Genomic DNA, 24,988 nt, shown 5'->3' with positions numbered 1-24,988 from the left:
CAAATCAGCCAATTCGGGAAAATTTGAGCAGCTTCTTCAGGTCGCTGCTGATCTGTTTCGGGTCGGGTTCCTTCGGCCAGCGCAGCATCAGGTTGCCGAGCGGGTCGATCAGGTACACGGTGTCTTCAGCCCTGGCGCCCGGTTCGGCCGGCAGCCACTGGCGCAGCGCGGCGCCGTCCATGCGCAGGAAGCGCACGCCCGCATAGGGTTCGTTGTAGGCGCTGGACAGCCGTTCGTCCACGGTGCCCGTATCGGAAATCAGCCAGACCGGGGTAATGCGCTCGCGGTCCTGGCCCTGCCCCGCGCGGATCTGGCGCATCGTGAACAGCCGCTTGGCACACGCTTCGTCGCAGGCGGACGCGGCGGTCATCACCATCAGCCACTTGCCCCGGAAGGACGACAGCGGCACGGCCTCGCCGCGCTCGTCGGTCACGTTGAGCGGCGGCATCGGGCGCAGCGGGTCGACCAGCGTGCCGTAGTTGGTGCTGGCGCCGCTCGGCTTGACCACGTAATAGGTGAAATACGAGAAGATGACCGGCGACGCGCAGACCAGCAGCAGCATCAGCATCTGCAGGCGGCCACGGCGCGTGCGCGCATCGATGCGGGAGTCCGGCGTGGCCGTGGGGTCTTGCGATGGCATGGAGTTCGTCTGTACGTTCATCGTTCGGTTATCGGTTCGGCAGGGCGGTGTCCCGGCGCGCACGGCGCCAGCCCAGCACGGCCACCAGCACCACGGTCAGCGCGGCCAGGCCGAACCACTGGGCGGCGTAGCCATAGTGGCGGTCCGCGCCGAGGTCGGCGGCCGCCCAGTCGCGCGCGAGGCCATCGCCGGTATCGGTGGCCTGCTGCATCACCAACGGCAGTAGCGGCGCCCCGGTTTCCCGGGCGAACGCCGCCAAGTCTACATTCTGGCGGATCTTCTGCCCTGCTTCGGCCGACGCGTCTTGCCCGAGGCCGTAGACGCGCGGCGCCGTGGCCACCGCCGTGCCGTCCAGCGTGACGTCGCCATCGGGCGTGGGGAACGGGGCGATCCGCGTGCGGTCCTGGGCGTCGCGCGGCAGCCATCCGCGCAGCACCAGCACGCTGGCGCCGCCATCGGCCAGCTTCAGCGGCGTCAGCACCAGGAAGCCGGCGCGGCCGTCCGAGCCGTTGCCGTGCGGGCGGTTGTCCAGCAACACGGTGCGGGCGGCGTCGAAGCGGCCCCGGGCGCGTACGCGGCGGTCGACCACCTGCGTGGCGTCGATGCGGGCCGTGTTCAGGTCCACCGGCGCCTGCGCCGCCAGCGCGGCCAGCCGCGCGGCGCGGTCCACCTTCTCGTGGGCCCGGCGCAATTGCCAGTTGCCGAGCGCGCACGTCACGACGACCACGGTCAGTGCCGCCACCAGCGGCACCGCCCCCGGCGAGCGCCACAGGCTCCCCCGATTGCGGGTCGTCACGAATGGCCTCGCGAGGCCACGGTGCCATAATGGCCACTTTCGTGACCCGCGGCCTCCCTTCGCTCCAGCATGCGCTTCGTCATCATCGTCGCCTTCATTCTGATCATCGGCAGCCTGGCCTCCGCGCTGTTCTTCATGATGCGCGACCGTGGCCGCACCCCCAACATGATGCGCTCGTTGATGCTGCGCGTCGGCTTCTCGGTGGCGCTGTTCCTGTTCATCCTGTTCGCCAACTGGATGGGATGGATCCACAGCACCGGCATCCATATGTCGCCTTGAGCGGCTGCCAGTCCCCAAAACAAAAAGCGCCGCGCGAGGATCGTCCTCCGCGGCGCTTCGTCTTGTACCGCAGGACCGCCGCAGCGGCCCGTTCCTGTCTTTACAGCCAGTACACCACCACGTAGAGGCCGAGCCAGACCACGTCAACGAAGTGCCAATACCAGGCGGCGCCTTCGAACGCGAAGTGGTGCTGCGGCGTGAAGTGTCCGCGCAGCACGCGGCCCAGCACCACCGCCAGCATGATCGCGCCCATCGTCACGTGGAAGCCGTGGAAGCCGGTCAGCAGGAAGAACGTCGAACCATAGACCCCGGAGGTCAGCTTCAGGTTCAGTTCCGAGTAGGCGTGCATGTACTCGTAGACCTGCAGGCACATGAAGAGCGCGCCGAGCAGGATGGTCAGCACCAGGCCCTGGATCAGCTGGCTGCGCTTGCCGGCCAGCAGCGCGTGGTGCGCCCAGGTCAGCGTGACGCCGGAGGTCAGCAGCAGCGCCGTGTTGATCGTGGGGATCGGCCACGGACCCATGGTCTGGAAGCTCTCCACCGTGCCCGCCGGGCCGAGGTTGGGCCACACGGCCGCGAAGTCCGGCCAGATGATCTTGTTGTTCAGGTCGCCCAGCCACGGCATGGCGATGGTGCGGGCGTAGAACAACGCGCCGAAGAAGGCCGCGAAGAACATCACCTCGGAGAAGATGAACCAGCCCATCGACCAGCGGAACGAGACGTCGATGTTCTTGCCGTACAGGCCGCCTTCCGACTCGCGGATGGCGTCGCCGAACCAGCTCTTGAGCACGAACAGGAACCACAGCAGGCCGAAGCCGCACAGGAACGGGGCCCACGACTGGCCGTTGACCCAACCCGCGGCGCCGGCGCCGGTCATCAGCAGGCCGAAGGCCGCCGTGATGGGGTGGCGCGACGGGCCCGGTACGAAGTAGTACGGAGCATTTGCGCGATTCGCACTCATTCTTCTATCTCCAGCTCAGTGTCTCTGATTCGTTGTAGTTCCGCACCGCCGGCCGACCTCCCTGCCGGTGGTGTGCTCGTACTTCTCTTATTTTTTCGGGKACAGCTTCATCCCACCACGGTCTTCACGATGCCGATCAAAATCGCCACGAACAGCGCCGCGGCAATCAGGCCGGCGATGATCACGTGCACCGGGTTCAGCCGCGCCATGTCGGTCTCGTGCTCCGACCCCTTGCGCAGGCCGATGAACGACCACAGCACCGCGCGCACCGTCTGCGCGAACGACGCCTTGCGCTGAAGCGGATCCTGCGGCTCTGGCGTCACACCCATCTCAGCTTCCCTGCCCCGCCGGCGCCGCCGTCTGCGCCACCGGCGTGCCGATCTCGAAGAAGGTGTACGACAGCGTGATCGTCTTCACATCCTTGGGCAGGTTCGGATCGATCACGAACACCACCGGCATCTCGCGCGCCTCGCTGGCCTTGAGCGTCTGCTGCTTGAAGCAGAAGCACTCCACCTTCTTGAAGTACTCGGTGGCCTGCTTGGGCGCGTAGCTCGGGATGGCCTGCGCGGAAATATCGCGCGACTGCCCGTTGGCCACTTCGTAGACGATGGTCGTCAGCTCGCCCGGATGCACTTCCATCGAGGACTTCACCGGGCGGAACGCGAACGGCCCGCGCGCGTTGGAGTCGAACTCCACCGTGATCGTGCGGCTCTTGTCCACCTGGGTGTTCTTCTTCAGCGATCCGCCGTACAGATCGCGCGTGGTCACCACGTTGATGCCGGTGACCTCGCAGATCTTCTTGTACAGCGGCACCAGCGCATAGCCGAAGCTGAACATCAGGCCCACCACCACCAGCAGCCGCAGCAGCATGCCGCGGTTGAAGCGTCGCTCGATTGCCCGGTCTTCCGCCTTCTGCTGCGCGTCCACGTCTATCTCCGCTCAACCGCCAAGGAACACCATCTTGGCGAAGAATCCCAGGAAGAACACCACCACGATGGACAGCAGGATCAGGCCCAGCCGCCGGTTGGCGGCTCGTTGGGTGGCCTGGCGGCCCTGGCTGTCCGTGCGCGACGGGGTTTCCGGCTTCATGGCGTCAATCACTCAGCGCACCTGTGGCGGCTCTTCGAAGGTGTGGAACGGCGCCGGCGACGGCACGGTCCATTCCAGGCCCTCGGCGCCATCCCACGGCTTGTCGCCGGCAGCCTGGCCGCCCCGGTAGGACGGCAGCACCACGAAGAAGAAGAAATACACCTGCATCAGGCCGAAGCCCAGCGCGCCGATCGACGCAACCGCGTTGAAGTCCGTGAACTGGACCGCGTAGTCCGCGTAGCGACGCGGCATGCCGGCCAGGCCCAGGAAGTGCATCGGGAAGAAGGTCACGTTGAAGAAGATCAGCGAGCCCCAGAAGTGGATCTGGCMGCGCGTCTMGTTGTACATGAACCCGCTCCACTTCGGCCCCCAGTAGTAGAAGCCGGCGAACAGCGCGAACAGCGAACCGGCCACCAGCACATAGTGGAAGTGCGCCACGATGAAGTAGGTGTCCTGAATCTGGATGTCGATCGGGGCCACGGCCGGGATCAGGCCGGTGAAGCCGCCGATCGTGAACACGAAGATGAAGCCGATGGCGAACAGCATCGGCGTCTCGAAGGTCATCGAGCCGCGCCACATCGTGGCGATCCAGTTGAAGATCTTCACGGCCGTCGGCACCGCGATCAGCATCGTCGCGTACATGAAGAACAGCTGTCCGGTCACCGGCATGCCGGTGGTGAACATGTGGTGCGCCCAGACGATGAACGACAGGATGGCGATGGACGCCGTGGCGTACACCATCGAGCTGTAGCCGAACAGGCGCTTGCGCGCGAACGCCGGCACCACGTGCGAGATGATCCCGAACGCGGGCAGGATCATGATGTACACCTCGGGGTGGCCGAAGAACCAGAAGATGTGCTGGTACATCACTGGGTCACCACCGCCGGCGGCCGAGAAGAAGCTCGTGCCGAAGTGGCGGTCGGTCAGCACCATGGTGATGGCGCCAGCCAGCACCGGCATCACGGCGATCAGCAAGTAGGCGGTGATCAGCCAGGTCCAGCAGAACATCGGCATCTTCATCAGCGTCATGCCGGGCGCGCGCATGTTGAGGATGGTGACGATGATGTTGATCGAGCCCATGATCGACGAGGCGCCCATGATGTGCATGGCGAAGATGGCCATGTCCATGCCGGGGCCCATCTGCACCGAGAGCGGCGCGTAGAGCGTCCAGCCGGCGGCGGTGGCGCCGCCCGGGGCGAAGAACGAGCCGGCCAGCAGCAGCGCCGCCGGGGGCATCAGCCAGAAGCTGAAGTTGTTCATCCGCGCGAAGGCCATGTCCGAGGCGCCGATCTGGAGCGGAATCATCCAGTTCGCGAAGCCGACGAACGCCGGCATGATCGCGCCGAACACCATGATCAGGCCGTGCATCGTGGTGAACTGGTTGAACAGCTCGGGGCGGAAGAACTGCAGGCCCGGCTCGAACAGCTCCAGGCGGATCAGCAGTGCCAGCACGCCGCCGGACAGCAGCATCGTGAACGAGAACAGCAGGTACAGCGTACCGATGTCCTTGTGGTTGGTGGCGAACAGCCAGCGGCGCCAGCCATGGGGGTGATCGTGCGCATGATCGTCATGGCCGTGGCCATGTCCATGATCATGGGCGTGGTCGTGCGGATGACCCAGCGTCTCCGGGGTAGCGGTACTCATCGCGTTGACTCCTGAATTCCTGTATGCGGTGCGGCTGCGGGTCAGCCTGCGACGCGGTTGCCCGCGAGGCTGGCCTGCTTGTCGGKGGAGGTGGCCGGGGCCGGATCGGCCTTGGCCTTCGGCGCCGCCTCGGCGGTACCCGCCGTCGGTGCGCCACCGCCTTCGGGGAACTTGCCCGCGCGGGCGTTCACGAAGTCGGCCGGCTGGATTACCTCGCCAGTCCGGTTGCCCCACGCATTCCGGGTGTAGGTCATGGCCGCGGCCAGTTCCGTGTCGGACAGCTGCTTCCAGGACGGCATGCCGCCGCGTCCTTCCAGCAGGATGTGCATCTGGCCGGCCTTCGGACCGTTCACTACCTTGGAGCCGTCCAGCGCCGGGAACGCGCCGGCGCCCTTGCCGTTCGGCTGGTGGCAGACCGCGCAGTTCGACGCGTAGACCTTCTCCCCACGCACCTTCATCTCATCGAGCGTCCAGGTCTTGTTGGGATCGTCCGCCGCTGCGGCCAGCGCCTTCTTCTTCTCGTCGACCCACTTGGTGTAGTCGGCGTCCGAGACCACGCGCACGACGATCGGCATGAACGCGTGTTCCTTGCCGCACAGCTCGGCGCACTGGCCACGGTAGACGCCGATCTTCTCGGCGCGGAACCAGGTGTCGCGCACGAAGCCGGGAATCGCATCCTGCTTCACGCCGAAGGCCGGGATCATCCACGCGTGGATCACGTCGTTGGCCGTCGTGACGATGCGGATCTTCTTGTTGACCGGCACCACCAGCTCGTTGTCCACCTCCATCAGGTAGGTGTTCGACTTCGGCTGCTCGTTGTTGATCTGCTCGCGCGGCGTGGTCAGGGTGGAGACGAACGAGATGCCTTCGCCCTGGCCCTTCAGGTAGTCGTAACCCCACTTCCACTGGTAGCCGGTGGCCTTGATGGTGATGTCGGAGTTGGTGGTGTCCTTCATCGCGACCACGGTCTTGGTGGCGGGAAGCGCCATTGCGATCACGATCAGGAACGGGACGATGGTCCACACCACTTCCACGGTAATGCTTTCGTGGAACGCGGCCGACTTGGCACCACGGCTCTTGCGGTGCGTGAAGATGGAATAGAACATCACGCCGAACACGGCGATGAAAATCACCGTGCAGATGATGAGCATCATCCAGTTCAGCCAGTGAATCTGTTCGGCGATCTTTGTAACGGGTTCGGTCAGGTTCAGCTGTCGGACGGCCGGGCCGCCTGGCATATCACTGACCGCGGAGGCCGCCTGGCTGGCAAGCAGGGACGCACCTGCCAGACATGCTGCGGATGCCTTCTTCCACATTTTCATTGTTTATCTACCCAATTTACAGATTCAAATCTGTCCCCGCCGTGCCCTGCCTCCCTTCCTCTCAGAAGCAATGCAGGACTGCCGCGAGTTCCTGCGCGAACTTGCGCCGCCGTATCGGGTCCAGATGACACCCCACCCGCACGACGCGCTTGTCCGACCGCAGAACCACGAGCGCCCGGAACGATTCACCCAGTTCCACCCGCACCCATCGCGGGTTGAATACCTCACGCGTGACCCGACTGGCGCTGGCTGTCTCCACGACCAGCATACCGTCGGTCACACTCACGCGTTCATAATCCGTCGCATGGCGTGCGTACGCCAGCAGGGCAATCCCCAGCCCGAGCAGCTCGAGCCCCGCGAAAGGCAGCACGAGCCAGGCCCCATGCCACGCGGCAAGGAACACCGCGATGGCAGTGGAAATACATACGATGGAGAAGTAGAACCAGCCGACCTGGCGTGGGGAGAGCGAGCAATTCCGCTTCATCAGCCAGTCGTTGCTCGGCAAGGGGGGACGTCCGTCGTGATTACCGCCGGAGTCAACTCCTGCCGTCTGGAATGCGATACCCAAGTCTTGCATCGCCCAACCACTTTGCATCGGATGCACACCCGGGACGAATGGCGCGCCCGGGCACGTGCGGAGTGCATTCCGGGGGCGTTCTTGTGCCAGGGGACCACTGCGACAAACTGGCGCATTATATGGCGCTTCGCATACTCGAACAAGGGAGGATTTKACCGGAGGGCTTGCCTAGTTCAAGTTTTTGTGCATGGCTGCAACAGCCCCGATAGTCAACACAATCGGTGTGTGCGCAATGTTGCGCGACGGTCCGGGCGACCGTCCGCACGGTGTGTCAGCGGCGTGGCGAAGCCCGTCCGATCTTGTCGATCGGCACCACCGCGCGGCCCTGATCGTCGGTGGCCTGCCGGCCACGCGGCGCCAGCTTCCACGCATGGCCGTAGACAATCTCGAAGGTCAGCGGGATCACCCCATCGCTGTTGCGCTGGCGCTCCAGCGCGTCCAGCACGGCGCGATGCCAGCGGCGCCCGCGCAGCCCGGCCGGGCCGGGGCGCCGGAAGCCGCCGAAGGACTGCACCTCGCGCAGCAGCGTCTCGGGGGACTCGTAGGTGATGGTCAGCGTCTCCATGTCCATCACGGGCGTGGACCAGCCGCTGTGGACCAGCATGTCGCCAATGTCATGCATGTCGACGAAACGGAGCGTGTGCGCATCGAGGTCGACCTCGCCGAACGCCGTGCGCAGCTCGCGCAGCGTGTCCGGGCCGAACAGCGAGAACAGCACCAGCCCCTCGTCGGCCGTCACACGATGCCACTCGGGGAACACGCGGTGCGGCTCAGGATGCCAGTGGAGCGCGAGGTTGGACCAGAGCAGATCGAAGCTGGCGCCATCAAACGGCAGTGTGGCAAGATCGCCCTGCACCAGGTCGAACATCGGACGCTTGCCGAGCATGCGGCCGATCCACCCCGGGCGGCGCTGCGGATCGCGCTGGCCGGCTTCGTGCAGCATCGCGCCGGAAATATCGAGGCCGGCGATCTGCGCATCGGGAAACCGCGCGCGCAAACCCGCCAGGCCCTGGCCATGGCCGCAGCCGATATCGAGCGCGCGCCGTGGCGCGAGCCGGATCACCTCCATGCGCTCCTGCATGCGCCGGCCGATCTCGCCGAGCAGGAAATCCAGCTTGCCGAAGGCGGCGCTGCGGCGGTCGAAGGCAAGCCGGGTCAGCCGCGCGGGYGGCAACCAGGCATCGGGAGAATCAGCGGCATGCAAGGACACGGACAATCGGAACCAGTGGGGAGCGGTCGGACGGGACCGCGAGGATCGCAAGTATACGCGCGCGCCGCCGGGGCTGCCGGGCGCTGCCTCGCTGGGCTGCTGCCGTCCCTGCTCCCGTCCTTGCTCCCCTCCGCCTGTGCGATTTGCGGCGATGTGCAGCGCGATGTGGTCTGCGCCGCCTGCGCCGGATCGCTACTGGCGGCGCGGCCCCGCTGCCCGCGCTGTGCCAGTCCGGGCGGGAGCCATTGCCCGGCCTGCGTGCCCGACGACCCAATCGACGCCACCGTGACGCTGGCCGACTACGCCGAGCCACTCGATCGCCTGATCCTGCGGCTCAAGTTCGGCGCCGCGCTGCCCGTCGCCGGCTGGATCGCCGCGCAGCTTGCCGAAAGCCTGCGCGCCCTGCCCGATCTTCCCAATCTTCCCGATCTCATCGTCCCCGTGCCGCTTGCGCCGCAACGGCTGGCCGCGCGCGGTTTCAACCAGGCGTGGGAGATTGCCCGCCCGCTGGCCCGGCGGCTCGGCGTGCGCGCCGATGCGACCCTGCTCACCCGCCGGCGCGACACCGCCACCCAGCTCATGCTGGACCTGCCCGCCCGCCAGGCCAATCTGCGCGATGCCTTCGCACTGGCCCGCCCCATGTGCCTCGACGGCCGCCACATCGCCGTGGTCGATGATGTGATGACCACCGGCGCCACGCTGCGCGCCGCTGCCGCCGTCCTCAAGGCCCATGGCGCCCGGCGCGTCACCGCCCTGCCCGCGCTGCGCACCCCGTAAAAATGCGACGGGATGACAGCCACCCCCTGCCGCGGTAAGCTCGGGGCCGATTTTCCAGCCATCGCACCATGTTCAACGTCGTCCTCGTCGAGCCCGAAATTYCGCCGAATACCGGCAATGTGATCCGCCTGTGCGCCAACACGGGGGCGCAGCTGCACCTCGTCAAGCCGCTCGGATTTCCGCTCGAGGACGCCCGCATGCGCCGCGCGGGCCTGGACTATCACGAATTCGCGACGATGCGCGTGCACGAGAGCTGGAACGCCCTGATGGCAGCCGAGCAGCCTGATCCGGCCCGTATGTTCGCCCTGACCACGCACGGCTCCACGCCGTTCGGGCAAGTCAGTTTCCGTCCGGGGGACTGGTTCGTGTTCGGATCGGAGACCCGCGGCCTGGCGCCCGAGCGGCGCGAGTGGTTCCCGGCCACGCAGCGCATCCGGCTGCCGATGCGGCCGGACAACCGCAGCCTGAATCTCTCCAATACCGTGGCCGTGGTGGTGTTCGAGGCCTGGCGCCAGAACGGCTTCGCCGGCGGCGCCTGACAGGAGAGGAGCGCCTGACGGCCTGGGCGACGCCTAGCCCTCGGGCTGCACGCCCGCCGCGCGGATCACCTTGGCCCAGCGGGCCGTCTCGGTGGCCATGGTCTGGCGCAGCGAGGCCGGCGCGGTACCAGCCGGCACGAAATACTKGGCGCGCATCTTCTCGCGCACGTCGGCGCTGCCGATGATCGTCACGAGTTCCCGGTACAGGCGGTCGATCACCGGCKCCGGCGTCCCGGCTGGCGCCAGCACGGCCTGCCACGAGATGGCCTCGAAGCCCGGATAGCCCGATTCCGCCACGGTCGGCACCTGCGGCAGCAGCCCGGTACGCCCCGTGGAGGTCACGGCGAGCAGGCGCAGCTTGCCGGCCGTCACCATCGGCATGGCAATCGCGGGCACCATGAAACCGGCCTGCACCTGCCCACCGACGATGGCGGTGGTGATCTGCGGAAACCCCTGATACGGCACGTGCTGGAGGTCGATGCCAGCCATGGCCTTGAGCTGCTCCATGGCCAGGTGCGCCGCACTCCCGTTGCCCACCGACCCATAGTTCAGCGCGCCCGGCCGGGCCTTGGCCAGCGCGACGAAGTCGGCCAGCGTGTGCACCGGCAGCCGCGCATCGACCACCAGCACATTCGGCGAGGTGGCCACCAGCGTCACCGGCGCCAGTTGGCGCACCGGGTCATAACCAAGATGGCGGTAGAGCGCCGGCGCCGTGACAAGCGGGCCGTTGATCGTAAACAGCAGCGTATTGCCGTCCGGCACGGCCTTGGCGACCATGCCGGTGCCGATATTGCCGCCTGCACCGGGCCGGTTCTCCACCACCACCGGCTGGCCCAGCGCCACGGCCAGCTTCTCGGTGACGATCCGGGCGATCAGGTCTGGCGAGGAGCCCGCCGGGAACGGCACGATCATACGGATGGGGCGCGACGGCCACGTCTCCGCCAGCGCCGGCGCGGCGCCCAGGCACAGCGTGGAAAGCGTGGCGATCATCGCCCCGAGGGCTTGGCGGCGGCTAGGCATCTAATCTTGGGGGATTTGCGGTTATTCGTCCCGCGCGTCGCGCTGGAGCAGTTGCGCCACGGCGTCGGCAGCGGACAGGCCCTCGAACAGCACCGCGCAGACCGCGCGCGTGATCGGCATCTCCACGCCATGCCGGGCGGCCAGCGCCGCCACCGCCTGGGCGCATCGCACCCCCTCGGCCACGTGGCCGAGGTCGGCGAGCACCTGTTCGAGCGTCTTGCCGCCCGCCAATTGCTGTCCGACCTTGCGGTTGCGCGAGAGGTCGCCGGTGGCGGTCAGGATCAGGTCGCCCATCCCGGCGAGGCCCATGAAGGTCTCCACGCGGCCGCCGAGCGCCAGCCCGAACCGGGTCATCTCGGCCAGCCCGCGCGTGACCAGCGCCGCGCGCGCGTTGAGGCCCAGGCCCAGACCATCGCTGGCGCCGGTGGCAATCGCCAGCACGTTCTTGACCGCGCCGCCCACCTCCACGCCGATCAGGTCATCGCTGCCATAGATCCGCATGGCATGGTGATGGAACGCCACCTGCGCGCGGTCCGCCAGCGCATGGGACGTGCCCGCCACGGTCAGCGCGCACGGCAGCCCCTGAGCCACTTCCTTGGCGAAGCTGGGCCCGGTCAGCACGCCATATTCGATCTGGCCCGGCGTCACGCCGAGCGCATCGAGTTCCTCGCGCACCATCTGGTGCGGCATGGCGTGGGTGTCGGCCTCGAAGCCCTTGCAGAGCCAGAGCATGGCCAGCGGCGCAGGCCGTCCGGCATGGCGCGCGGCCAGCCGGCGCGTCATCTCGCGCAGGCCGGAAACCGGCGTGGCCACCACCAGGAGCCCGTCCGGGTCAGCCAGCGCATGATCCACGGCGGCATCGAAATCGGCTTCGCAGGCCAGTCGGGGGGATAACGCCACCCCGGGCAGGTAGGCCGCGTTCATGCCGGTTTGCGCGATATCGGCCAGTTGCGCGGCATCGCGGCCCCAGAGCACCACGTCGTGCACGGTGGCCGCATGGCTGGCCAGGGCAGTGCCCCAGGCCCCGGCGCCGAGGAAGGTCAGTTTCATGGCAGCCTTTTACGGAAGGGTCGCCGGAAAAATCAAACGGGGCCGAAGCCCCGTCCAGTGTGCCACCCCAGGGTGGACTTCCCTATCCCGCAAGCGGGAAAGGGACAACAACCATCAGTGACGGGCCTGGCTGCCGTCAGGCATCACGATGCCCGACTCGCCGCCCTGCTGGCCAGCTTCTTCCATGGCCTGCTGCAGGCGTTGCTCGTACAGTGCCTGGAAGTTGATTTCCGACAGGTGAATCGCCTGGAAGCCGGCGCGCGTGATCACGTCGGCCACGTTGCCGCGCAGGTACGGGTACAGGATGGTCGGGCAGGCGATGCCCAGCAGCGGGTCCAGCTGCTCCACCGGCACGTTGCGGATGTCGAAGATGCCGGCCTGATGGGCTTCCACCAGGAACGCTACCTTGTCCTGCACCTTGGTGGTCACCGTGCCGGTCACCACGACTTCGAAAATGCCTTCCTGCAGTTGCGCGGCGGCCACGTTGACCTGCACTTCCACGGCCGGCGCTTCCGACTCGAGGAAGATGGCCGGCGAGTTCGGCTGCTCCAGCGACATGTCCTTCAGGTACACGCGCTGGATGTTGAAGAAGGGCTGATCGTCCTGCTGGGTGGCTTGTTGCTCGTCGCTCATGAAAGGCTTCCCGGTTGAATCGGTTTGGAATCGATTTTTGGTCTCTGCCGGGCGCGGGGCCCGGCTGGAAAGCGCATATGGTACATGACGCCGATGGCGATTTCACCCGCTCGCCGCCGAATCAGAATCGTCTCAGATATCCGATGGGCGGCGGGCTACCGGAGACCCGGCAGGTCAGGCGGCCAGCAGCGGCACCAGGCCGCCCTGGCGGTCCAGCGCGGAGAGGTCGTCGAAGCCACCCACATGGGTCTCGTCGATATAGATCTGTGGCACGGTGCGGCGGCCGGTGCGCGACATCATTTCCTCGCGCTTTCCCGGTTCGCGGTCGATCAGGATCTTTTCGACCGCTTCGACGCCCCGTTGCTTCAGCAGCCGTTCGGCCATCTGGCAATAGGGGCACACCACCGTGCTGTACATGACGACGCGGGCCATGCGGAATCTCCTTGTCTTCAAAATGCGGCGGCGCGGTCCGCCCCGGGCGGAACCGCGCCGCTTCGCTGCTGTAAATGGGGCTGTCGCGCTTACTTGACGACCGGCAGGCCGGCCTGTTGCCAGGCTGTCATGCCGCCTTCGAGCGCGTAGACCTCACTGTACCCGGCTTCCTTCAACGCTGCTTGGGCCTTGCCCGAGCGCTGGCCGGTCTGGCAGATCACGATGATGGGGACGGATTTGTCGCGGGCCAGGCCGCTGGCGCGCGACGGCAGGTCGGCAAGTGGCGCACTCTTCGCTTGCGGCATGTGGCCCTTGGMGAATTCGGCGGCGTCGCGGATGTCCACGACCACCGCGTTGCGCCGGTTGATCATCTGCGTGGCGGCCGCCGTATTGAGGCGCTTGCCGCCCGTACCGCTCTTGATCTGGGGCCACGCCAGCAGGCCGCCGGAGACCACGGCGATGGCGATCAGGGCCAGGTTGTTGTAATCGGCGAAGAAATTCACAATGGCATTCCGTTGGGTTGGGTCGGCGGCATTATAAAATACGCGGTTTCGCGCCCCCGTCATTATTTGCGGGCGAGCGCCGCAGGTCACTTACTACCCTGGAAGCAGCATGTACAAGCTCGTTCTMATCCGCCACGGCGAATCCACGTGGAATCTCGAAAACCGCTTCACCGGCTGGGTCGATGTCGACCTCACCGACACCGGCGCCGCCCAGGCCAAGCAGGCCGGCAAGCTGCTCAAGGAAGCGGGCTATGGCTTCGACATCGCCTACACCTCGGTCCTCAAGCGCGCCATCCGCACGCTCTGGTACGTGCAGGACGAAATGGACGAAATGTGGATTCCGGTGCGCAACGAATGGCGCCTGAACGAACGCCACTACGGCGCGCTGTCGGGCCTGAACAAGGCCGAGACTGCCGCCAAGTACGGCGACGATCAGGTGCTGGTCTGGCGCCGCAGCTACGACACCCCGCCGCCCGCGCTGCAGCCGGACGATGAACGCGCCGCGTTCAACGACCCGCGTTACGCCAACGTGCCGCGCGACCAGGTGCCGCTGACCGAGTGCCTCAAGGACACGGTGGCCCGCGTGATGCCGCTGTGGAACGAATCGATCGCTCCGGACATCCAATCGGGCAAGCGCGTGGTGATTGCCGCCCATGGCAACAGCATCCGCGCGCTGGTGAAGTACCTCGATCAGATTTCGGATGACGACATCGTCGGCCTCAACATTCCCAATGGCATCCCGCTCGTCTATGAACTGGACGCCAACCTGCGCCCGCTGCGCCATTACTACCTGGGCGACCAGGAAGCCCTGGCTGCCTCGCTGGCGGCCGTGGCCAACCAGGGCAAGGCCCGCTGACGACAGGCCGCAACCCGCGCCCGCCCCGGTCTGGACCGGGTAGGCGCGGGCAGCTTGCCCGCGGCCATGTGTGACCGCGCCCACCCGGCGCGCAAGCCCCCGCAGGCCTTTTTCTGCGCACCCTCTTATACTGTCGGACAAATCCGGCGCCGCCGGCCTTAAGGCCGGGCACCCGGATCGCCCCCTAGCCAATCCTCATACTGTTCAGGCTGCCCCACATGCGTAAGACGCTCAAGAACATTAGCCTAGTCTCGGTCGGCGTCGTTGCCGGCGTGCTCGCGACGCTGCAGATCTCGGCGACGGCCCAGAACTCGTCCGGGCCCCTGCCGCTCGACCAGCTCCGGCTGATGTCCGACATCTTCGGCCAGATCAAGCGTGAGTACGTGGAGCCGGTGGATGACAAGAAGCTGCTGACCGAAGCCATCAAGGGCATGGTCGCCAGCCTCGACCCACACTCGGCCTACCTGGACGAGAAGGACTTCAAGGAACTGCAGGAAGGCACGCGCGGCCGCTTCGCCGGCCTGGGCATCGAGATCTCGCAGGAAGAAGGCCTGGTCAAGGTCATCAACCCGATCGAGGACACCCCCGCCTTCCGCGCCGGCATCCAGCCGGGCGACCTGATCACCCGCATCGACGACAAGCCCGTGCGCGGCCTCCCGCTGGAGCAGGCGGTCAAGCGCATGCGCGGCGAGCCCGGCACCAAGGTCACGCTGACGATCTACCGCAAGAGCGAGGAACGCACGTTCCCGGTCTCGATCACGCGCGCGGAGATCCGCGTGCAGTCGGTCAAGACCAAGATGCTGGACAACAACACCATCGGCTGGATCCGCCTGACGAGCTTCCAGGAGCGCACGGTGTCCGACCTGGGCCGCCGCCTGCGCGAGATGGCCGAGAAGAACCCGGGCCTCAAGGGCGTGATCCTGGACCTGCGCAACAACGGCGGCGGCGTGCTGCAGGGCGCGGTCGGCGTGGCCGCGGCGTTCCTGCCCGACGATGCCACCGTGGTCTCCACCAACGGCCAGGTGCCGGACGCCAAGCGCGTCTACAAGGCTACCTTCAACAACTACCGCCTCTCGTCGCTCGAGGACGATCCACTCAAGGACCTGCCGCCGCTGTTCAAGAAGATTCCGATGATCGTGCTGACGAACGCCTACTCGGCCTCGGCATCGGAAATCGTGGCCGGCGCGCTCCAGGATCACCATCGCGCCACGCTGATGGGCAAGACCACGTTCGGCAAGGGTTCGGTGCAGACCGTGCGGCCGCTGACCAATGACACCGGCATCAAGCTGACCATCGCGTACTACTACACGCCGACGGGCAAGTCGATCCAGGCCAAGGGCATCCGCCCGGACATCCCGGTCGACCAGAACCCCGAGGGCGATCCGGACGACGCGCTGATCACGCGCGAAATCGACACCGAACGCCACCTGCACAACAAGCAGGAKTCGGAAGAGCCGGAAATGAATGCGCGCGAGCAGCGCCGGGTGGACGAACTGCGCCGCCTCGAGGAAGAAAACGCCAAGAAGACGCCGGAAGAGCGCGAGAAGGATCGCCGCAAGAAGCCGGTGGAATTCGGCACGGCCGACGACTTCATGCTCCAGCAGGCTATCGCGCAGCTCAACGGCAAGCCGGTGCAGCGTTCGAAGTCGCGGCTCGAGGCCTCGCAGGCCGCTGGCAAGCCGGACACCGATGCGGACAAGGGCAAGGCCAAGCCGGCCGCCGACAAGGCCCCGGCGAAGCCCGCCTCCAAGCCGGCAGCGAAGCCAGCCAGCCAGCCGCCCGCCAGCGCGCCGATGGGCGACCCGCTGGGCACGCCGACCGGCAAGAATCGCTGACGCGTTACATCTGGTAAGTCCGACGACGGCCCGCGGTGTTCACCGACGGGCCGTTGTTGTTTCCAGCGCATKACATCGCACGACCGCACCCCTCGCACCATGAACGACGACCAACTGCTGCGCTACTCGCGCCATATCCTGCTGGACGAACTCGGCATCGAGGGCCAGGAACGGCTGCTGGCGGGCCATGCGCTGGTGATCGGCGCGGGCGGGCTCGGGGCGGCCGCGCTGCCCTACCTGGCCTCGGCCGGCGTGGGGCGCATCACCATCGTCGACGATGACGACGTGGACCTGACCAACCTCCAGCGCCAGATCCTTCACACCACGGCCAACGTGGGCCGGCCCAAGGTGGAGTCGGCGCGGGAAGGGCTGCTGCGGATCAATCCTGATGTCGATGTGCGGCTCGTGGCCCAGCGCGTGGGCGATGCCGAGCTGGATGCGCTGGTGGCTGCTGCCGATGTCGTGCTCGATTGTTGTGACAATTTCGCCACACGGCACGCGGTGAACCGCGCCTGCCTCGCCCATCGCAAGCCGCTGGTGTCGGGTGCCGCGCTGCGCTTCGACGGCCAGGTCAGCGTGTTCGACCTGCGCGATGCCGATGCCCCGTGCTACGGCTGCCTGTTCCCGCCCTCGGAACCCGCCCCCGAAGCCGCCTGCGCGACGATGGGCGTGTTCGCCCCGCTGGTCGGCATGGTCGGCACAGTGCAGGCGGCGGAGGCGCTCAAGCTGCTGACGGGCGTCGGCCAGACGCTGGCCGGCCGGCTGCTGATGGTCAATGCAATGTCGATGGAGTGGACCACGATGCGGCTGGCGCGCACGCCGGCCTGCGAGGTCTGCGGCGGGCACCACTAACGAAAGCGCTAGCGGGCCATCGACCCGGCGATCCCGGCGGTGGAGCCCCCTCCCCGCCGGTTCGCCTGATTGGCGCGATGTGCTGCCGGAAATGCTGGATGAAGAAAAGAATCCGAATGAGAACGGTTAATAACCCGTCCCGCACGGATGCGCGATGCCGCCAGGCACCGCGCGGTGGGCCGGCGGCTTACTGCTCGCCCGGCTCCATCTGCGACTGCAGATAGTTCTGCAGGCCAACCTTGTCGATCAGGTCGAGCTGCGTCTCCAGGTATTCGATGTGTTCCTCGGTGTCCGTGAGGATGTCCACGAGGATCTCGCGGCTCACGTAATCGCCCACCGACTCGCAGTACGCAACGCCTTCCTTGACGGTGGCGTGCGCGGTCTGCTCGAGCTTCAGGTCGCACTTGAGCATTTCGGGCGTGTCTTCGCCGAGCAGCAGCTTGTGCAGGTCCTGGAGGTTCGGCAGGCCGTCAAGCATCAGGATGCGGTCGATCAGGCGGTCGGCGTGCTTCATTTCGCCGATCGATTCCTTGTACTCGACATCACCGAGCTTCTTCAGGCCCCAGTGCCGATACATGCGGGCGTGGAGGAAATACTGGTTGATCGCGGTCAGCTCGTTCTTGAGCTGGGCGTTCAAATGCTGGATGACCTTCTTGTCACCTTTCATAGGGGGGCTCCTGTCATGACAACTGGACCCGCGCAAAAGCACGAAGGGGCGCCAAGTGGCGCCCCATTGCAGTCGGAACCGCGGTAAAGCCTGAATCGATCAGGCCACCAGCGCGGTACGCTGATCGTTCGCGACTGCCGGGTCACGAGCGTCCATTATCGCACGTGACGTAGTCGTGGAACAGGAAGAAATCTCGACGACCTGAATGGTCGATAGCGAGGAGGCACGCATCGTCTGCACGGCGGCCACGCCTTCGCACAGCACTTGCTTCGCGCAGTCGCGGCAACGGCCGCAGCAGGTGCCCACGCCGAGGGTCTCGGCGAGTTCGTCCATGGTCGAGACGCCAAGGTGAACGGCGCCATGAATCTCGTGGTCGGTAACCTGGTTGCAGATGCAAACGTACACAAATACCTCCTGGGGGCGGTGTCGGCACCGGCATGCCGAACAGCGATGGAGGCCAGAATATCAGAGAAGCAGAATGATAACAATTCCCATTAATCGCTTTGGGGGTATGGCGTCACACAGGCGATAAGCATGGACTTTCGGGGTCACTTTTCAGACAGGAAAGTGACCCCGGCTTCGCCAACATTGCAGACAGAAACCCTAAGAATCAGAGGGTGTATGAGACTTGGGAGGATGTGCCTCAGGGCGCGATCTGCTTCAGCGCCGCCGCCAGTTCCTCGGGCTCGTAGCAGTTAAGCACGCGGTCCACCAGCGGCCCCAGGCTCTCGCAGTCAGCATGGATCACTTCCTGCTTCACGCGCAGCAACTGCGCCGGGTGCATGGAGAACTCGCGCAGGCCCATGCCCAGCAGGAGCCGCGTCATGGCCGGGTCCCCCGCCATCTCGCCGCACACGGCCACGGGCACGCCGGCCCGGTTGGCTTCCTKGATGGTGCGGGCAATCAGTTGCAGCACKGCCGGGTGGAGCGGGTCATAGAGGTGGGCCACGGCGTTGTCGGCGCGGTCGATGGCCAGCGTGTACTGGATCAGGTCGTTCGTGCCGATCGACAGGAAGTCCATCCGCTTGAGAAACAGCGGCAACAGCAGGACGGCAGCCGGGATCTCGATCATCGCCCCGACCTTCATGCTCGGGTCGTATGGCTGGCCGCGCTCGTCGAGTTGGCGCCGCGCCTGGGCGATCAGGTCCAGCGTCTGGTCGATCTCGCTCGCGTGGGCCAGCATCGGAATCAGCAGCCGCACCGGGCCGAACGCCGAGGCGCGCAGCAGCGCGCGGAGCTGGGTCAGGAACATCCCCGGCTCGGACAGCGACCAGCGAATCGCGCGCAGCCCGAGCGCCGGGTTCAGTGCGGTCTCGAAGTCGTCGCCACGCAGGTCCAGCGGCTTGTCGGCGCCGACGTCGATGGTGCGGATGGTCACGGGGAGGCCGTGCATCGCCTCCACCGCGCGACGGTAGGCGGCAAACTGCTCCTCCTCGTCGGGCATGGCGTCGCGCCGGTTCATGAACAGGAATTCGGAGCGGAACAGCCCCACGCCKACTGCGCCGGCGGCCAGCGCGGCGGTGGCGTCCTCGGCCAGTTCGATATTGGCCAGCAACTCGATCTCGAGCCCGTCCAGCGTCACGGACGGCGTGTGGCGCAGCCGTTGCAGGCGCTTCTTCTCCAGCGCGCGCTCGCTCTGGCGGTGGCGGTATTCCTCGAGGATGATTGCCGACGGATCGACGATGACCAGCCCCGCGTCGCCATCGATGATGATCCAGTCGTCCTGGCGGATCAGCTCGCTGGCGCTTTTCACGCCCACGGCGGCCGGGATGTCCAGGCTGCGCGCGACGATGGCCGTGTGCGAGGTGCGCCCGCCCAGGTCGGTCACGAAGCCATGGAACACGGTCTGGCGGAACTGGAGCATGTCCGCCGGGCCGATATCGTGCGCCACGACGATCACGCCCGGCGCGGGCTCGCCGTCCGGGGCCAGGGCCGGCACGGGCGCCGGGGCCAGCACCGGCGCGCCGGCCAGCACCTTCAGGATCCGCTCCACCACCTGCTGGATGTCGGCCTTGCGCTCACGCAGGTACTCGTCCTCGATCTCGTCAAACTGACGCATCAGTTCCTCGAGGCGGGTGGTGAGCGCCCACTCGGCGTTGTAGCGCCGCTGGCGGATCAGGGCCTCGGGCTCGCGCGAGAGCGCCTCGTCGTCGAGGATCATCGCGTGCACGTCCAGGAACGCGCCCATTTCCTCGGGCGCGTCGCGCGGCAGGTCACGCTTGAGCGTCACCAGTTCCGCGCGCACGGCGGCGCGCGCCGAACGTAATCGCTCCACCTCCGCATCGAGCCGGTCTTCATCGACCAGATAGTGCGAAACGTCGAGCGCAGCCGGTGCGAGGATGTGGGCCCGCCCGATGGCGACCCCACGCGAAACCGGAATGCCGTGCAAGGCAAAAGGCATGAACCGCTCCGTCAGGAACGTTTAGGAATTCGGTATTGTGCGTCGATACTCACTCGCCCTCGCCGAACCGGTTGGCGATCAGCGCCAGCAGCGCGTCCATCGCCTCGTTCTCGTCGGGGCCATCGGTCTCGATCGTGACCGTCGAACCAATGCCCGCCGCAAGCATCATGACGCCCATGATGCTTTTGGCATCGACCTGGCGACCGTTGCGGGACATTTTGACCTGGCTGGCGAAACTCCCCGCCAGTTGCGTCAGTTTGGCGGAGGCGCGGGCATGGAGCCCGAGCTTATTGATGATGGTTGTGTCCCTCAGCAGCATATTTGTCGGGATGATTGGCGGTTTGGTTCTGGACAGTGGTGTTGCCGACCTGCAGCACGCCCTGCGCGCCGCCGGCCAGCGCCTTGGTGGCAAGCTGGTCGAGCACCTCGGTGCGGTAGCAGATCGCGCGCACGAGCATGGGAAGATTGACGCCGGCAAGCACCTTGACCTTGCCGGGATCGGCCAGGCGCGCGGCGATATTGGCCGGCGTGGCCCCGAAAATATCGGTGAGCACCAGGGCGCCGTTGACCTCGGAGACCGCGGCCAGGCGGCGCCGGGCTTCGGCGAGCACCACGGCAGGGTCGGCGTCGGGAAGGACGTCGATGGCCTCCACGCGCGGCGGTTGGCCGCAATAGACGTGGGCAGCGCAATCCCGCAGCGCCGAAGCCAGCGGCGCGTGCGCGATGATCAGAATTCCGGCCATGATGTGAATCCGTTGGACTGCCCGAATTGTAGCAGGCGGCCTCGCGGCCAAATCCCGCGATACCGCCCGGCGTCCCCGGAGTGTGGTGCCTTAGCGTCGCCCGGTTGTCTTATTTGTTGTTGACGGCAGCTTCCAGCGCATCGACAAACATCGCGGCCACGTTGAAGCCGGTCTGCTGCGTGATTTCCTGGAAACAGGTCGGGCTCGTCACATTGACTTCAGTCAGGCAGTCGCCGATCACGTCGAGGCCCACCAGCAGCAGGCCCTGCTTGAACAGGCCCGGCGCCAGCGTCTCGGCGATCTCGCGGTCGCGCGCGCTCAGTTCCTGGGCGCGCCCCAGCCCGCCGGCCGCCAGGTTGCCCCGGATCTCGGTACCCTGCGGAATCCGCGCCAGCGAGTACGGCACCGCCTTGCCGCCGATCAGCAGGATGCGCTTGTCGCCTTCCTTGATGGCCGGGATGTAGCGCTGGATCATCAGCGTGCGGGCGCCGTTGTCGCCCAGCGTCTCGACGATCGCGCCAAGATTCATCGCATCGGGCCCCACGCGGAAGATGCCCATGCCACCCATGCCGTCCAGCGGCTTGACGATGATGTCCTGGTGCTCGGCATGGAAGGCGCGGATGCGGTCCGCATCGCGCGTGACCAGCGTCGGCGTGACGAACTGCGGGTAGCGGGCGATGGCCAGCTTCTCCGAGTGGTCGCGAATCGCCTGCGGCTTGTTGAAGATGCGGGCACCCTGCGCCTCGGCCAGCTCCAAAAGCCACGTACTAGTCACATACTCCATGTCGAACGGCGGATCCTTGCGCATCAGCACCGCGTCGAACGTGGCCAGCGGGGTCAGCACCGGCTCGCCGAGGCGGAACCAGTCGGTGGCATCGTCCGTGACGCGCAGCGGCTGCGTCACCGCCTCCACCACGTTATTGGCCAGCGACAGCCGCGACTGGAGGCAGAACGACAGCTCGTGCCCCCGCGCCGCCGCTTCCTTCATCATGGCGTAGGTGGAGTCCTTGTACGTCTTGAAGGTCTCCAGCGGGTCGGTAATGAACAGGATGCGCATGGTGGGATCTGGGTTCCTGGCTCAGATGATCGGGTTCGGATCGGTCTTCTCGAGTTCCAGCGAGGCCGCCAGCAGCGCCAGCCGCGCCACCACGCCATACATATAGAAGCGGTTCGGCACGGCCGCGCCCGGCTTGGCGTGGCTGTCCGGAATGCCGTTCGGGGCAAACGCCAGCGGCACGAAGTGCATGCCCGGCGCGTTCAGGTTCTCGTCGTTGCCGCGGCCCGTGTGGACGCGGTAGAAGCCGCCCACCACGTAGCGGTCGATCATATAGACCACCGGCTCGGCCACCGCCTCGTTCACCTTCTCGAAGGTGTGCACGCCTTCCTGGATGATGACGTCGGAGACTTCCAGCCCCTCCTTCACCACGCTCATCTTGTTGCGTTCCTTGCGGTTCAGGCCCTTGACCTCGGACGGGTCGCGCACGGTCATGATACCCATGCCATAGGTACCGGCATCGGCCTTCACCACCACGTAAGGCGTTTCCTTGATGCCGTACTCGCGGTATTTCTTGGCGATCTTCTTCAGCACGCCTTCCACGGCATCGGCCAGCTCCTCCTCGCCCACGCGCTCGTGGAAGTCCACGCCGGTGGTCCGGGCGAAGTAGGGATTGACCATCCACGGGTCGATATCGATCAGCTTGGCGAACTTCTTGGCCACCTCGTCGTAGGCGGCGAAGTGGCTGCTCTTGCGGCGCGTGGACCAGCCCGCGTGCAGCGGCGGCAGCAGATATTGTTCGTTGATGTTCTCGAGCACGGGCGGAATGCCGGCCGAGAGGTCATTGTTGAGCAGGATCGAACAGGGGTCGAAGTCCTTCAGCCCCAGCCGGCGGCCCTTGGTGCCCAGCCGCGCGAGCGGCTCCACCACCAGCGTCTGGCCGTCGGGCAGCTCGATCGGGGTGGGTTCGGTGATGTCCTCGGACAGCGACCCCAGGCGCACATTCAGGCCCGCCTGGCGCATGATCAGCGACAGCCGCGCCACGTTCTGCAGATAGAACATGTTGCGGGTGTGCCGCTCGGGGATCAGCAGCAGGTTCTTGGCGTCCGGGCAGATCTTCTCGATCGCGGCCATGGCGGCCTGGACGGCCAGCGGCAGCATTTCCGGGGCGAGGTTGTTGAACCCGCCCGGGAACAGGTTGGTATCCACCGGCGCCAGCTTGAACCCGGCATTGCGCAGGTCCACGGAACAGTAGAACGGCGGCGTATGCTCCTGCCATTCCAGCCTGAACCAGCGCTCGATGGACGGCGTCGCGTCCAGGATCTTCTTTTCGAGTTCGAGCAGCGGACCGTTCAGCGCGGTGATGAGATGCGGGACCATATCCATCCTAATTGATCGTCTTTATTGTCCGCCCCGATTGTAGAGGAACGGCCAATAGGCTGCTGACGCCCGCCGTATAACCATATGCGGCGGTCAGCATAATAATCCGGGATGTGGGGGCGGTCGGGCAAAAAAAAAGCGCGGCGTGTGCCGCGCTTTCAAATGGCCTGACAGATACGGGGAGCGTTCTGCAGGTGGAGGAAACTGCCTCACTCGCACTGTATGTGCGGCTCCCCTTAAAGACAATTGAGACTTTTTAAGATCCGATTTAAGCACTCTGCGAATACCCCGCGAGGCCTTGTCGGGGCTGGCCCTGCGCCCGTTCGGGCGGCTTTCGGGCAGAAAAAAGCCCGGCACGAGGCCGGGCGAAACTCCTGAGAGAAGATTCCCAATCAGCTCTCCAGCACAACTCTGTCGTGGATATCAGACCTCGTAGGCGGTTTCGCCGTGGGAGGTGATGTCCAGGCCTTCGCGCTCTTCCTCTTCCGGAACGCGCAGACCAATCAGCATGTCGACCAGCTTGTAGGCCACCAGGGCCACCACGCCCGACCACACGATGGTGGTCAGCACGCCTTCGAACTGGATCMAAACCTGGCCGGCGATCGAGTAATCGTCCGCCACCTTGTTGGCCACGTAGTCGTAGATGCCCGTGCCGCCCAGGCTGGGCGCGGCGAACACGCCGGTCAGCAGCGCACCCAGGATGCCGCCCACGCCGTGCACGCCGAAGACGTCCAGCGAGTCGTCCATGCCGAGCAGGCGCTTCAGGCCGGTCACACCCCACAGGCACAGCAGGCCAGCCAGCAGGCCGATCACGATGGCGCCCATCGGGCCGACGAAGCCGGCTGCCGGGGTGATCGCCACGAGGCCGGCGACGGCGCCCGAGGCACCACCCAGCATCGACGGCTTGCCCTTGCCGATCCACTCGCCGAAGGTCCACGACAACACGGCGGCGGCGGTAGCCAGCAGCGTGTTGACGAAGGCCAGGGCGGCGCCGCCGTTGGCTTCCAGGCCCGAGCCGGCGTTGAAGCCGAACCAGCCGAACCACAGCAGCGAGGCACCGACCATGGTGAAGGTCAGGCTGTGCGGACGGATCGCTTCGCGGCCGAAGCCGATGCGCTTGCCGTACATGAAGGCACCCACCAGGCCCGCGACAGCGGCGTTGATGTGCACCACGGTACCGCCGGCGTAGTCCAGCGCGCCCTTCTGGAACAGCCAGCCCGACTTGGCCGTGGCGGCCGTGCCGGCAGCGGCGTCGGTGTAGGCGTCCGGACCCGGCCAGAACCAGACCATGTGGGCCATCGGGATGTAGGCGAAGGTGAACCAGAGCACCACGAACACCAGCACGGCCGAGAACTTGGCGCGCTCGGCGAAGGCGCCGATGATCAGGCTGCAGGTGATGGCGGCGAAGGCGCACTGGAAGGCGAAGAACACCAGTTCCGGCACGACCACGCCCTTGCTGAACGTGGCGGCCACGGCGTCCACCGTCAGGCCCTTCATGAACAGCCGGTCCGTGCCGCCGAAGAACGCGTTGCCTTCGGTGAAGGCGAAGCTGTAGCCGTAGACGGCCCACAGGATCGACACCACCGAGAAGATCACCAGGCACTGCATCAGCACCGAGAGCATGTTCTTGGAGCGGACCAGGCCGCCGTAGAACAGGGCCAGGCCGGGCAGCGTCATCAGGATGACGAAGGCCGTGCAGACCAGCAGCCAGGCGGTATCGCCCTTGTTCGGCACGGGCGCGGCGGCGGGGGCAGCCTCGGCCGGCGCAGCAGCGKCGGCGGCAGGGGC

At 66.3% G+C, this 24,988-nt stretch carries 29 protein-coding genes; 6 read left to right on the top strand and 23 right to left on the bottom strand.

All coding sequences use genetic code 11. The annotated features are described in order from the left end of the window. Positions 1-4: 4 nt before the first annotated feature. Together AC1EJR_RS12665 and AC1EJR_RS12660 are read right to left on the bottom strand one after the other, a co-directional pair. The gene (locus AC1EJR_RS12665; protein ID WP_092291638.1) at positions 5-661 is read right to left on the bottom strand and encodes an SCO family protein; all 657 of its coding nucleotides are present in this window, start codon (positions 659-661) and stop codon (positions 5-7) included. Positions 662-668: 7 nt separating this feature from the next. Then, a complete protein-coding gene (locus AC1EJR_RS12660; RefSeq protein ID WP_092291636.1) occupies positions 669-1,436 on the bottom strand; it encodes an SURF1 family protein in 768 nt (255 codons plus the stop codon). A gap of 69 nt (positions 1,437-1,505) precedes the next feature. Between AC1EJR_RS12660 and AC1EJR_RS12655 the strand changes: the two genes are divergently transcribed. Continuing rightward, entirely contained in the window at positions 1,506-1,715 is a 210-nt protein-coding gene (locus AC1EJR_RS12655) for a twin transmembrane helix small protein (protein ID WP_092291634.1), read from the top strand. Between the two features lie 100 nt (positions 1,716-1,815). On the opposite strand, the gene AC1EJR_RS12650 is transcribed toward AC1EJR_RS12655, so the two are convergent. The 8 genes from AC1EJR_RS12650 to AC1EJR_RS12615 all read right to left on the bottom strand — a co-directional run bounded on the left by AC1EJR_RS12650 (position 1,816) and on the right by AC1EJR_RS12615 (position 8,518). Continuing rightward, positions 1,816-2,676, bottom strand: coding sequence for a cytochrome c oxidase subunit 3 (locus tag AC1EJR_RS12650; protein WP_092291632.1), 861 nt, complete (start codon positions 2,674-2,676; stop codon positions 1,816-1,818). A gap of 107 nt (positions 2,677-2,783) precedes the next feature. Then, positions 2,784-3,005: a DUF2970 domain-containing protein gene (locus AC1EJR_RS12645; RefSeq protein WP_092291630.1), complete on the bottom strand. Its 222-nt coding sequence runs from the start codon at positions 3,003-3,005 to the stop codon at positions 2,784-2,786. Between the two features lies 1 nt (position 3,006). Further along, positions 3,007-3,603, bottom strand: coding sequence for a cytochrome c oxidase assembly protein (locus AC1EJR_RS12640; RefSeq protein WP_092291628.1), 597 nt, complete (start codon positions 3,601-3,603; stop codon positions 3,007-3,009). Positions 3,604-3,615: 12 nt separating this feature from the next. Continuing rightward, positions 3,616-3,765: a cytochrome oxidase small assembly protein gene (locus AC1EJR_RS12635; protein ID WP_218158021.1), complete on the bottom strand. Its 150-nt coding sequence runs from the start codon at positions 3,763-3,765 to the stop codon at positions 3,616-3,618. A gap of 12 nt (positions 3,766-3,777) precedes the next feature. Further along, positions 3,778-5,409, bottom strand: coding sequence for a cytochrome c oxidase subunit I (gene ctaD / locus AC1EJR_RS12630; protein ID WP_477147149.1), 1,632 nt, complete (start codon positions 5,407-5,409; stop codon positions 3,778-3,780). A 41-nt stretch (positions 5,410-5,450) separates the two neighbouring features. Then, entirely contained in the window at positions 5,451-6,731 is a 1,281-nt protein-coding gene (coxB, locus tag AC1EJR_RS12625; RefSeq protein ID WP_477147148.1) for a cytochrome c oxidase subunit II, read from the bottom strand. A 61-nt stretch (positions 6,732-6,792) separates the two neighbouring features. Then, the gene (locus AC1EJR_RS12620; RefSeq protein WP_092291622.1) at positions 6,793-7,308 is read right to left on the bottom strand and encodes a DUF2244 domain-containing protein; all 516 of its coding nucleotides are present in this window, start codon (positions 7,306-7,308) and stop codon (positions 6,793-6,795) included. A gap of 271 nt (positions 7,309-7,579) precedes the next feature. Then, a complete protein-coding gene (locus tag AC1EJR_RS12615; protein WP_441593644.1) occupies positions 7,580-8,518 on the bottom strand; it encodes a methyltransferase domain-containing protein in 939 nt (312 codons plus the stop codon). Between AC1EJR_RS12615 and AC1EJR_RS12610 the strand changes: the two genes are divergently transcribed. Both AC1EJR_RS12610 and trmL read left to right on the top strand, forming a co-directional pair. Further along, positions 8,507-9,295, top strand: coding sequence for a ComF family protein (locus tag AC1EJR_RS12610; RefSeq protein ID WP_441593645.1), 789 nt, complete (start codon positions 8,507-8,509; stop codon positions 9,293-9,295). The two genes, AC1EJR_RS12615 and AC1EJR_RS12610, sit on opposite strands and share 12 nt — an antisense overlap. A gap of 68 nt (positions 9,296-9,363) precedes the next feature. Then, positions 9,364-9,834, top strand: a complete 471-nt coding sequence (gene trmL / locus AC1EJR_RS12605) for a tRNA (uridine(34)/cytosine(34)/5-carboxymethylaminomethyluridine(34)-2'-O)-methyltransferase TrmL (RefSeq protein WP_477147147.1) — start codon at positions 9,364-9,366, stop codon at positions 9,832-9,834. A gap of 33 nt (positions 9,835-9,867) precedes the next feature. Here the strand turns inward: trmL and AC1EJR_RS12600 are convergent, their stop codons facing one another. The 5 genes from AC1EJR_RS12600 to AC1EJR_RS12580 all read right to left on the bottom strand — a co-directional run bounded on the left by AC1EJR_RS12600 (position 9,868) and on the right by AC1EJR_RS12580 (position 13,472). Next, complete coding sequence (locus AC1EJR_RS12600) at positions 9,868-10,854, bottom strand: Bug family tripartite tricarboxylate transporter substrate binding protein (RefSeq protein ID WP_477147146.1); 987 nt, start codon at positions 10,852-10,854, stop codon at positions 9,868-9,870. Positions 10,855-10,875: 21 nt separating this feature from the next. Beyond that, entirely contained in the window at positions 10,876-11,904 is a 1,029-nt protein-coding gene (locus AC1EJR_RS12595) for an NAD(P)H-dependent glycerol-3-phosphate dehydrogenase (protein ID WP_441593647.1), read from the bottom strand. A 114-nt stretch (positions 11,905-12,018) separates the two neighbouring features. Continuing rightward, positions 12,019-12,537 carry a protein-export chaperone SecB gene (gene secB, locus AC1EJR_RS12590; RefSeq protein ID WP_092291614.1) on the bottom strand — a complete coding sequence of 173 codons (519 nt, stop codon included), beginning with the start codon at positions 12,535-12,537 and terminating at the stop codon, positions 12,019-12,021. Between the two features lie 174 nt (positions 12,538-12,711). After that, positions 12,712-12,969, bottom strand: coding sequence for a glutaredoxin 3 (gene grxC / locus AC1EJR_RS12585; protein WP_092291613.1), 258 nt, complete (start codon positions 12,967-12,969; stop codon positions 12,712-12,714). Between the two features lie 89 nt (positions 12,970-13,058). After that, entirely contained in the window at positions 13,059-13,472 is a 414-nt protein-coding gene (locus AC1EJR_RS12580; RefSeq protein WP_477147145.1) for a rhodanese-like domain-containing protein, read from the bottom strand. A 109-nt stretch (positions 13,473-13,581) separates the two neighbouring features. On the opposite strand from AC1EJR_RS12580, the gene gpmA reads away from it, so the two are divergent. The 3 genes from gpmA (at position 13,582) to AC1EJR_RS12565 (ending at position 17,015) form a co-directional block, all read left to right on the top strand. Further along, complete coding sequence (gene gpmA, locus AC1EJR_RS12575) at positions 13,582-14,328, top strand: 2,3-diphosphoglycerate-dependent phosphoglycerate mutase (RefSeq protein WP_092291609.1); 747 nt, start codon at positions 13,582-13,584, stop codon at positions 14,326-14,328. Positions 14,329-14,546: 218 nt separating this feature from the next. Next, positions 14,547-16,163: a S41 family peptidase gene (locus AC1EJR_RS12570; RefSeq protein WP_477147144.1), complete on the top strand. Its 1,617-nt coding sequence runs from the start codon at positions 14,547-14,549 to the stop codon at positions 16,161-16,163. Positions 16,164-16,262: 99 nt separating this feature from the next. Next, entirely contained in the window at positions 16,263-17,015 is a 753-nt protein-coding gene (locus AC1EJR_RS12565; RefSeq protein ID WP_092291605.1) for a HesA/MoeB/ThiF family protein, read from the top strand. Between the two features lie 187 nt (positions 17,016-17,202). On the opposite strand, the gene bfr is transcribed toward AC1EJR_RS12565, so the two are convergent. The 8 genes from bfr to AC1EJR_RS12525 all read right to left on the bottom strand — a co-directional run. After that, positions 17,203-17,682, bottom strand: coding sequence for a bacterioferritin (gene bfr, locus AC1EJR_RS12560; protein WP_092291603.1), 480 nt, complete (start codon positions 17,680-17,682; stop codon positions 17,203-17,205). A 99-nt stretch (positions 17,683-17,781) separates the two neighbouring features. Continuing rightward, positions 17,782-18,087: a (2Fe-2S)-binding protein gene (locus AC1EJR_RS12555; protein WP_092291601.1), complete on the bottom strand. Its 306-nt coding sequence runs from the start codon at positions 18,085-18,087 to the stop codon at positions 17,782-17,784. Between the two features lie 238 nt (positions 18,088-18,325). After that, a complete protein-coding gene (gene ptsP, locus AC1EJR_RS12550) occupies positions 18,326-20,083 on the bottom strand; it encodes a phosphoenolpyruvate--protein phosphotransferase (RefSeq protein WP_477147143.1) in 1,758 nt (585 codons plus the stop codon). A 49-nt stretch (positions 20,084-20,132) separates the two neighbouring features. Continuing rightward, on the bottom strand, positions 20,133-20,402 hold the full coding sequence (locus tag AC1EJR_RS12545; RefSeq protein ID WP_092292115.1) for an HPr family phosphocarrier protein: 270 nt from the start codon (positions 20,400-20,402) through the stop codon (positions 20,133-20,135). Beyond that, the gene (locus AC1EJR_RS12540; RefSeq protein ID WP_092291597.1) at positions 20,371-20,826 is read right to left on the bottom strand and encodes a PTS sugar transporter subunit IIA; all 456 of its coding nucleotides are present in this window, start codon (positions 20,824-20,826) and stop codon (positions 20,371-20,373) included. Before AC1EJR_RS12540 ends, AC1EJR_RS12545 begins: the two co-directional genes overlap by 32 nt. Positions 20,827-20,935: 109 nt before the next feature. Then, complete coding sequence (gene gshB / locus AC1EJR_RS12535) at positions 20,936-21,883, bottom strand: glutathione synthase (RefSeq protein WP_092291595.1); 948 nt, start codon at positions 21,881-21,883, stop codon at positions 20,936-20,938. A gap of 21 nt (positions 21,884-21,904) precedes the next feature. Beyond that, complete coding sequence (gene gshA / locus AC1EJR_RS12530; RefSeq protein ID WP_092292113.1) at positions 21,905-23,200, bottom strand: glutamate--cysteine ligase; 1,296 nt, start codon at positions 23,198-23,200, stop codon at positions 21,905-21,907. Positions 23,201-23,623: 423 nt separating this feature from the next. Then, a partial coding sequence (locus tag AC1EJR_RS12525; RefSeq protein WP_477147142.1) for an ammonium transporter occupies positions 23,624-24,988 on the bottom strand: 1,365 nt, incomplete at its 5' end.

Source organism: Cupriavidus sp. 05T42, assembly GCF_056396345.1.
This window is presented reverse-complemented; position numbering and strand designations above follow the sequence as displayed.

Coding starts and splice junctions, on each gene's coding strand:
- AC1EJR_RS12545 (WP_092292115.1), bottom strand. CDS start 20,402: ATGCTGCTGAGGGACACAACCATCATCAATAAGCTCGGGCTCCATGCC.
- gshB (WP_092291595.1), bottom strand. CDS start 21,883: ATGCGCATCCTGTTCATTACCGACCCGCTGGAGACCTTCAAGACGTAC.
- AC1EJR_RS12655 (WP_092291634.1), top strand. CDS start 1,506: ATGCGCTTCGTCATCATCGTCGCCTTCATTCTGATCATCGGCAGCCTG.
- AC1EJR_RS12595 (WP_441593647.1), bottom strand. CDS start 11,904: ATGAAACTGACCTTCCTCGGCGCCGGGGCCTGGGGCACTGCCCTGGCC.
- bfr (WP_092291603.1), bottom strand. CDS start 17,682: ATGAAAGGTGACAAGAAGGTCATCCAGCATTTGAACGCCCAGCTCAAG.
- AC1EJR_RS12635 (WP_218158021.1), bottom strand. CDS start 3,765: ATGAAGCCGGAAACCCCGTCGCGCACGGACAGCCAGGGCCGCCAGGCC.
- secB (WP_092291614.1), bottom strand. CDS start 12,537: ATGAGCGACGAGCAACAAGCCACCCAGCAGGACGATCAGCCCTTCTTC.
- gshA (WP_092292113.1), bottom strand. CDS start 23,200: ATGGTCCCGCATCTCATCACCGCGCTGAACGGTCCGCTGCTCGAACTC.
- AC1EJR_RS12650 (WP_092291632.1), bottom strand. CDS start 2,676: ATGAGTGCGAATCGCGCAAATGCTCCGTACTACTTCGTACCGGGCCCG.
- AC1EJR_RS12610 (WP_441593645.1), top strand. CDS start 8,507: ATGCAAGGACACGGACAATCGGAACCAGTGGGGAGCGGTCGGACGGGA.
- AC1EJR_RS12565 (WP_092291605.1), top strand. CDS start 16,263: ATGAACGACGACCAACTGCTGCGCTACTCGCGCCATATCCTGCTGGAC.
- grxC (WP_092291613.1), bottom strand. CDS start 12,969: ATGGCCCGCGTCGTCATGTACAGCACGGTGGTGTGCCCCTATTGCCAG.
- AC1EJR_RS12540 (WP_092291597.1), bottom strand. CDS start 20,826: ATGGCCGGAATTCTGATCATCGCGCACGCGCCGCTGGCTTCGGCGCTG.
- AC1EJR_RS12620 (WP_092291622.1), bottom strand. CDS start 7,308: ATGCAAGACTTGGGTATCGCATTCCAGACGGCAGGAGTTGACTCCGGC.
- AC1EJR_RS12665 (WP_092291638.1), bottom strand. CDS start 661: ATGAACGTACAGACGAACTCCATGCCATCGCAAGACCCCACGGCCACG.
- AC1EJR_RS12645 (WP_092291630.1), bottom strand. CDS start 3,005: ATGGGTGTGACGCCAGAGCCGCAGGATCCGCTTCAGCGCAAGGCGTCG.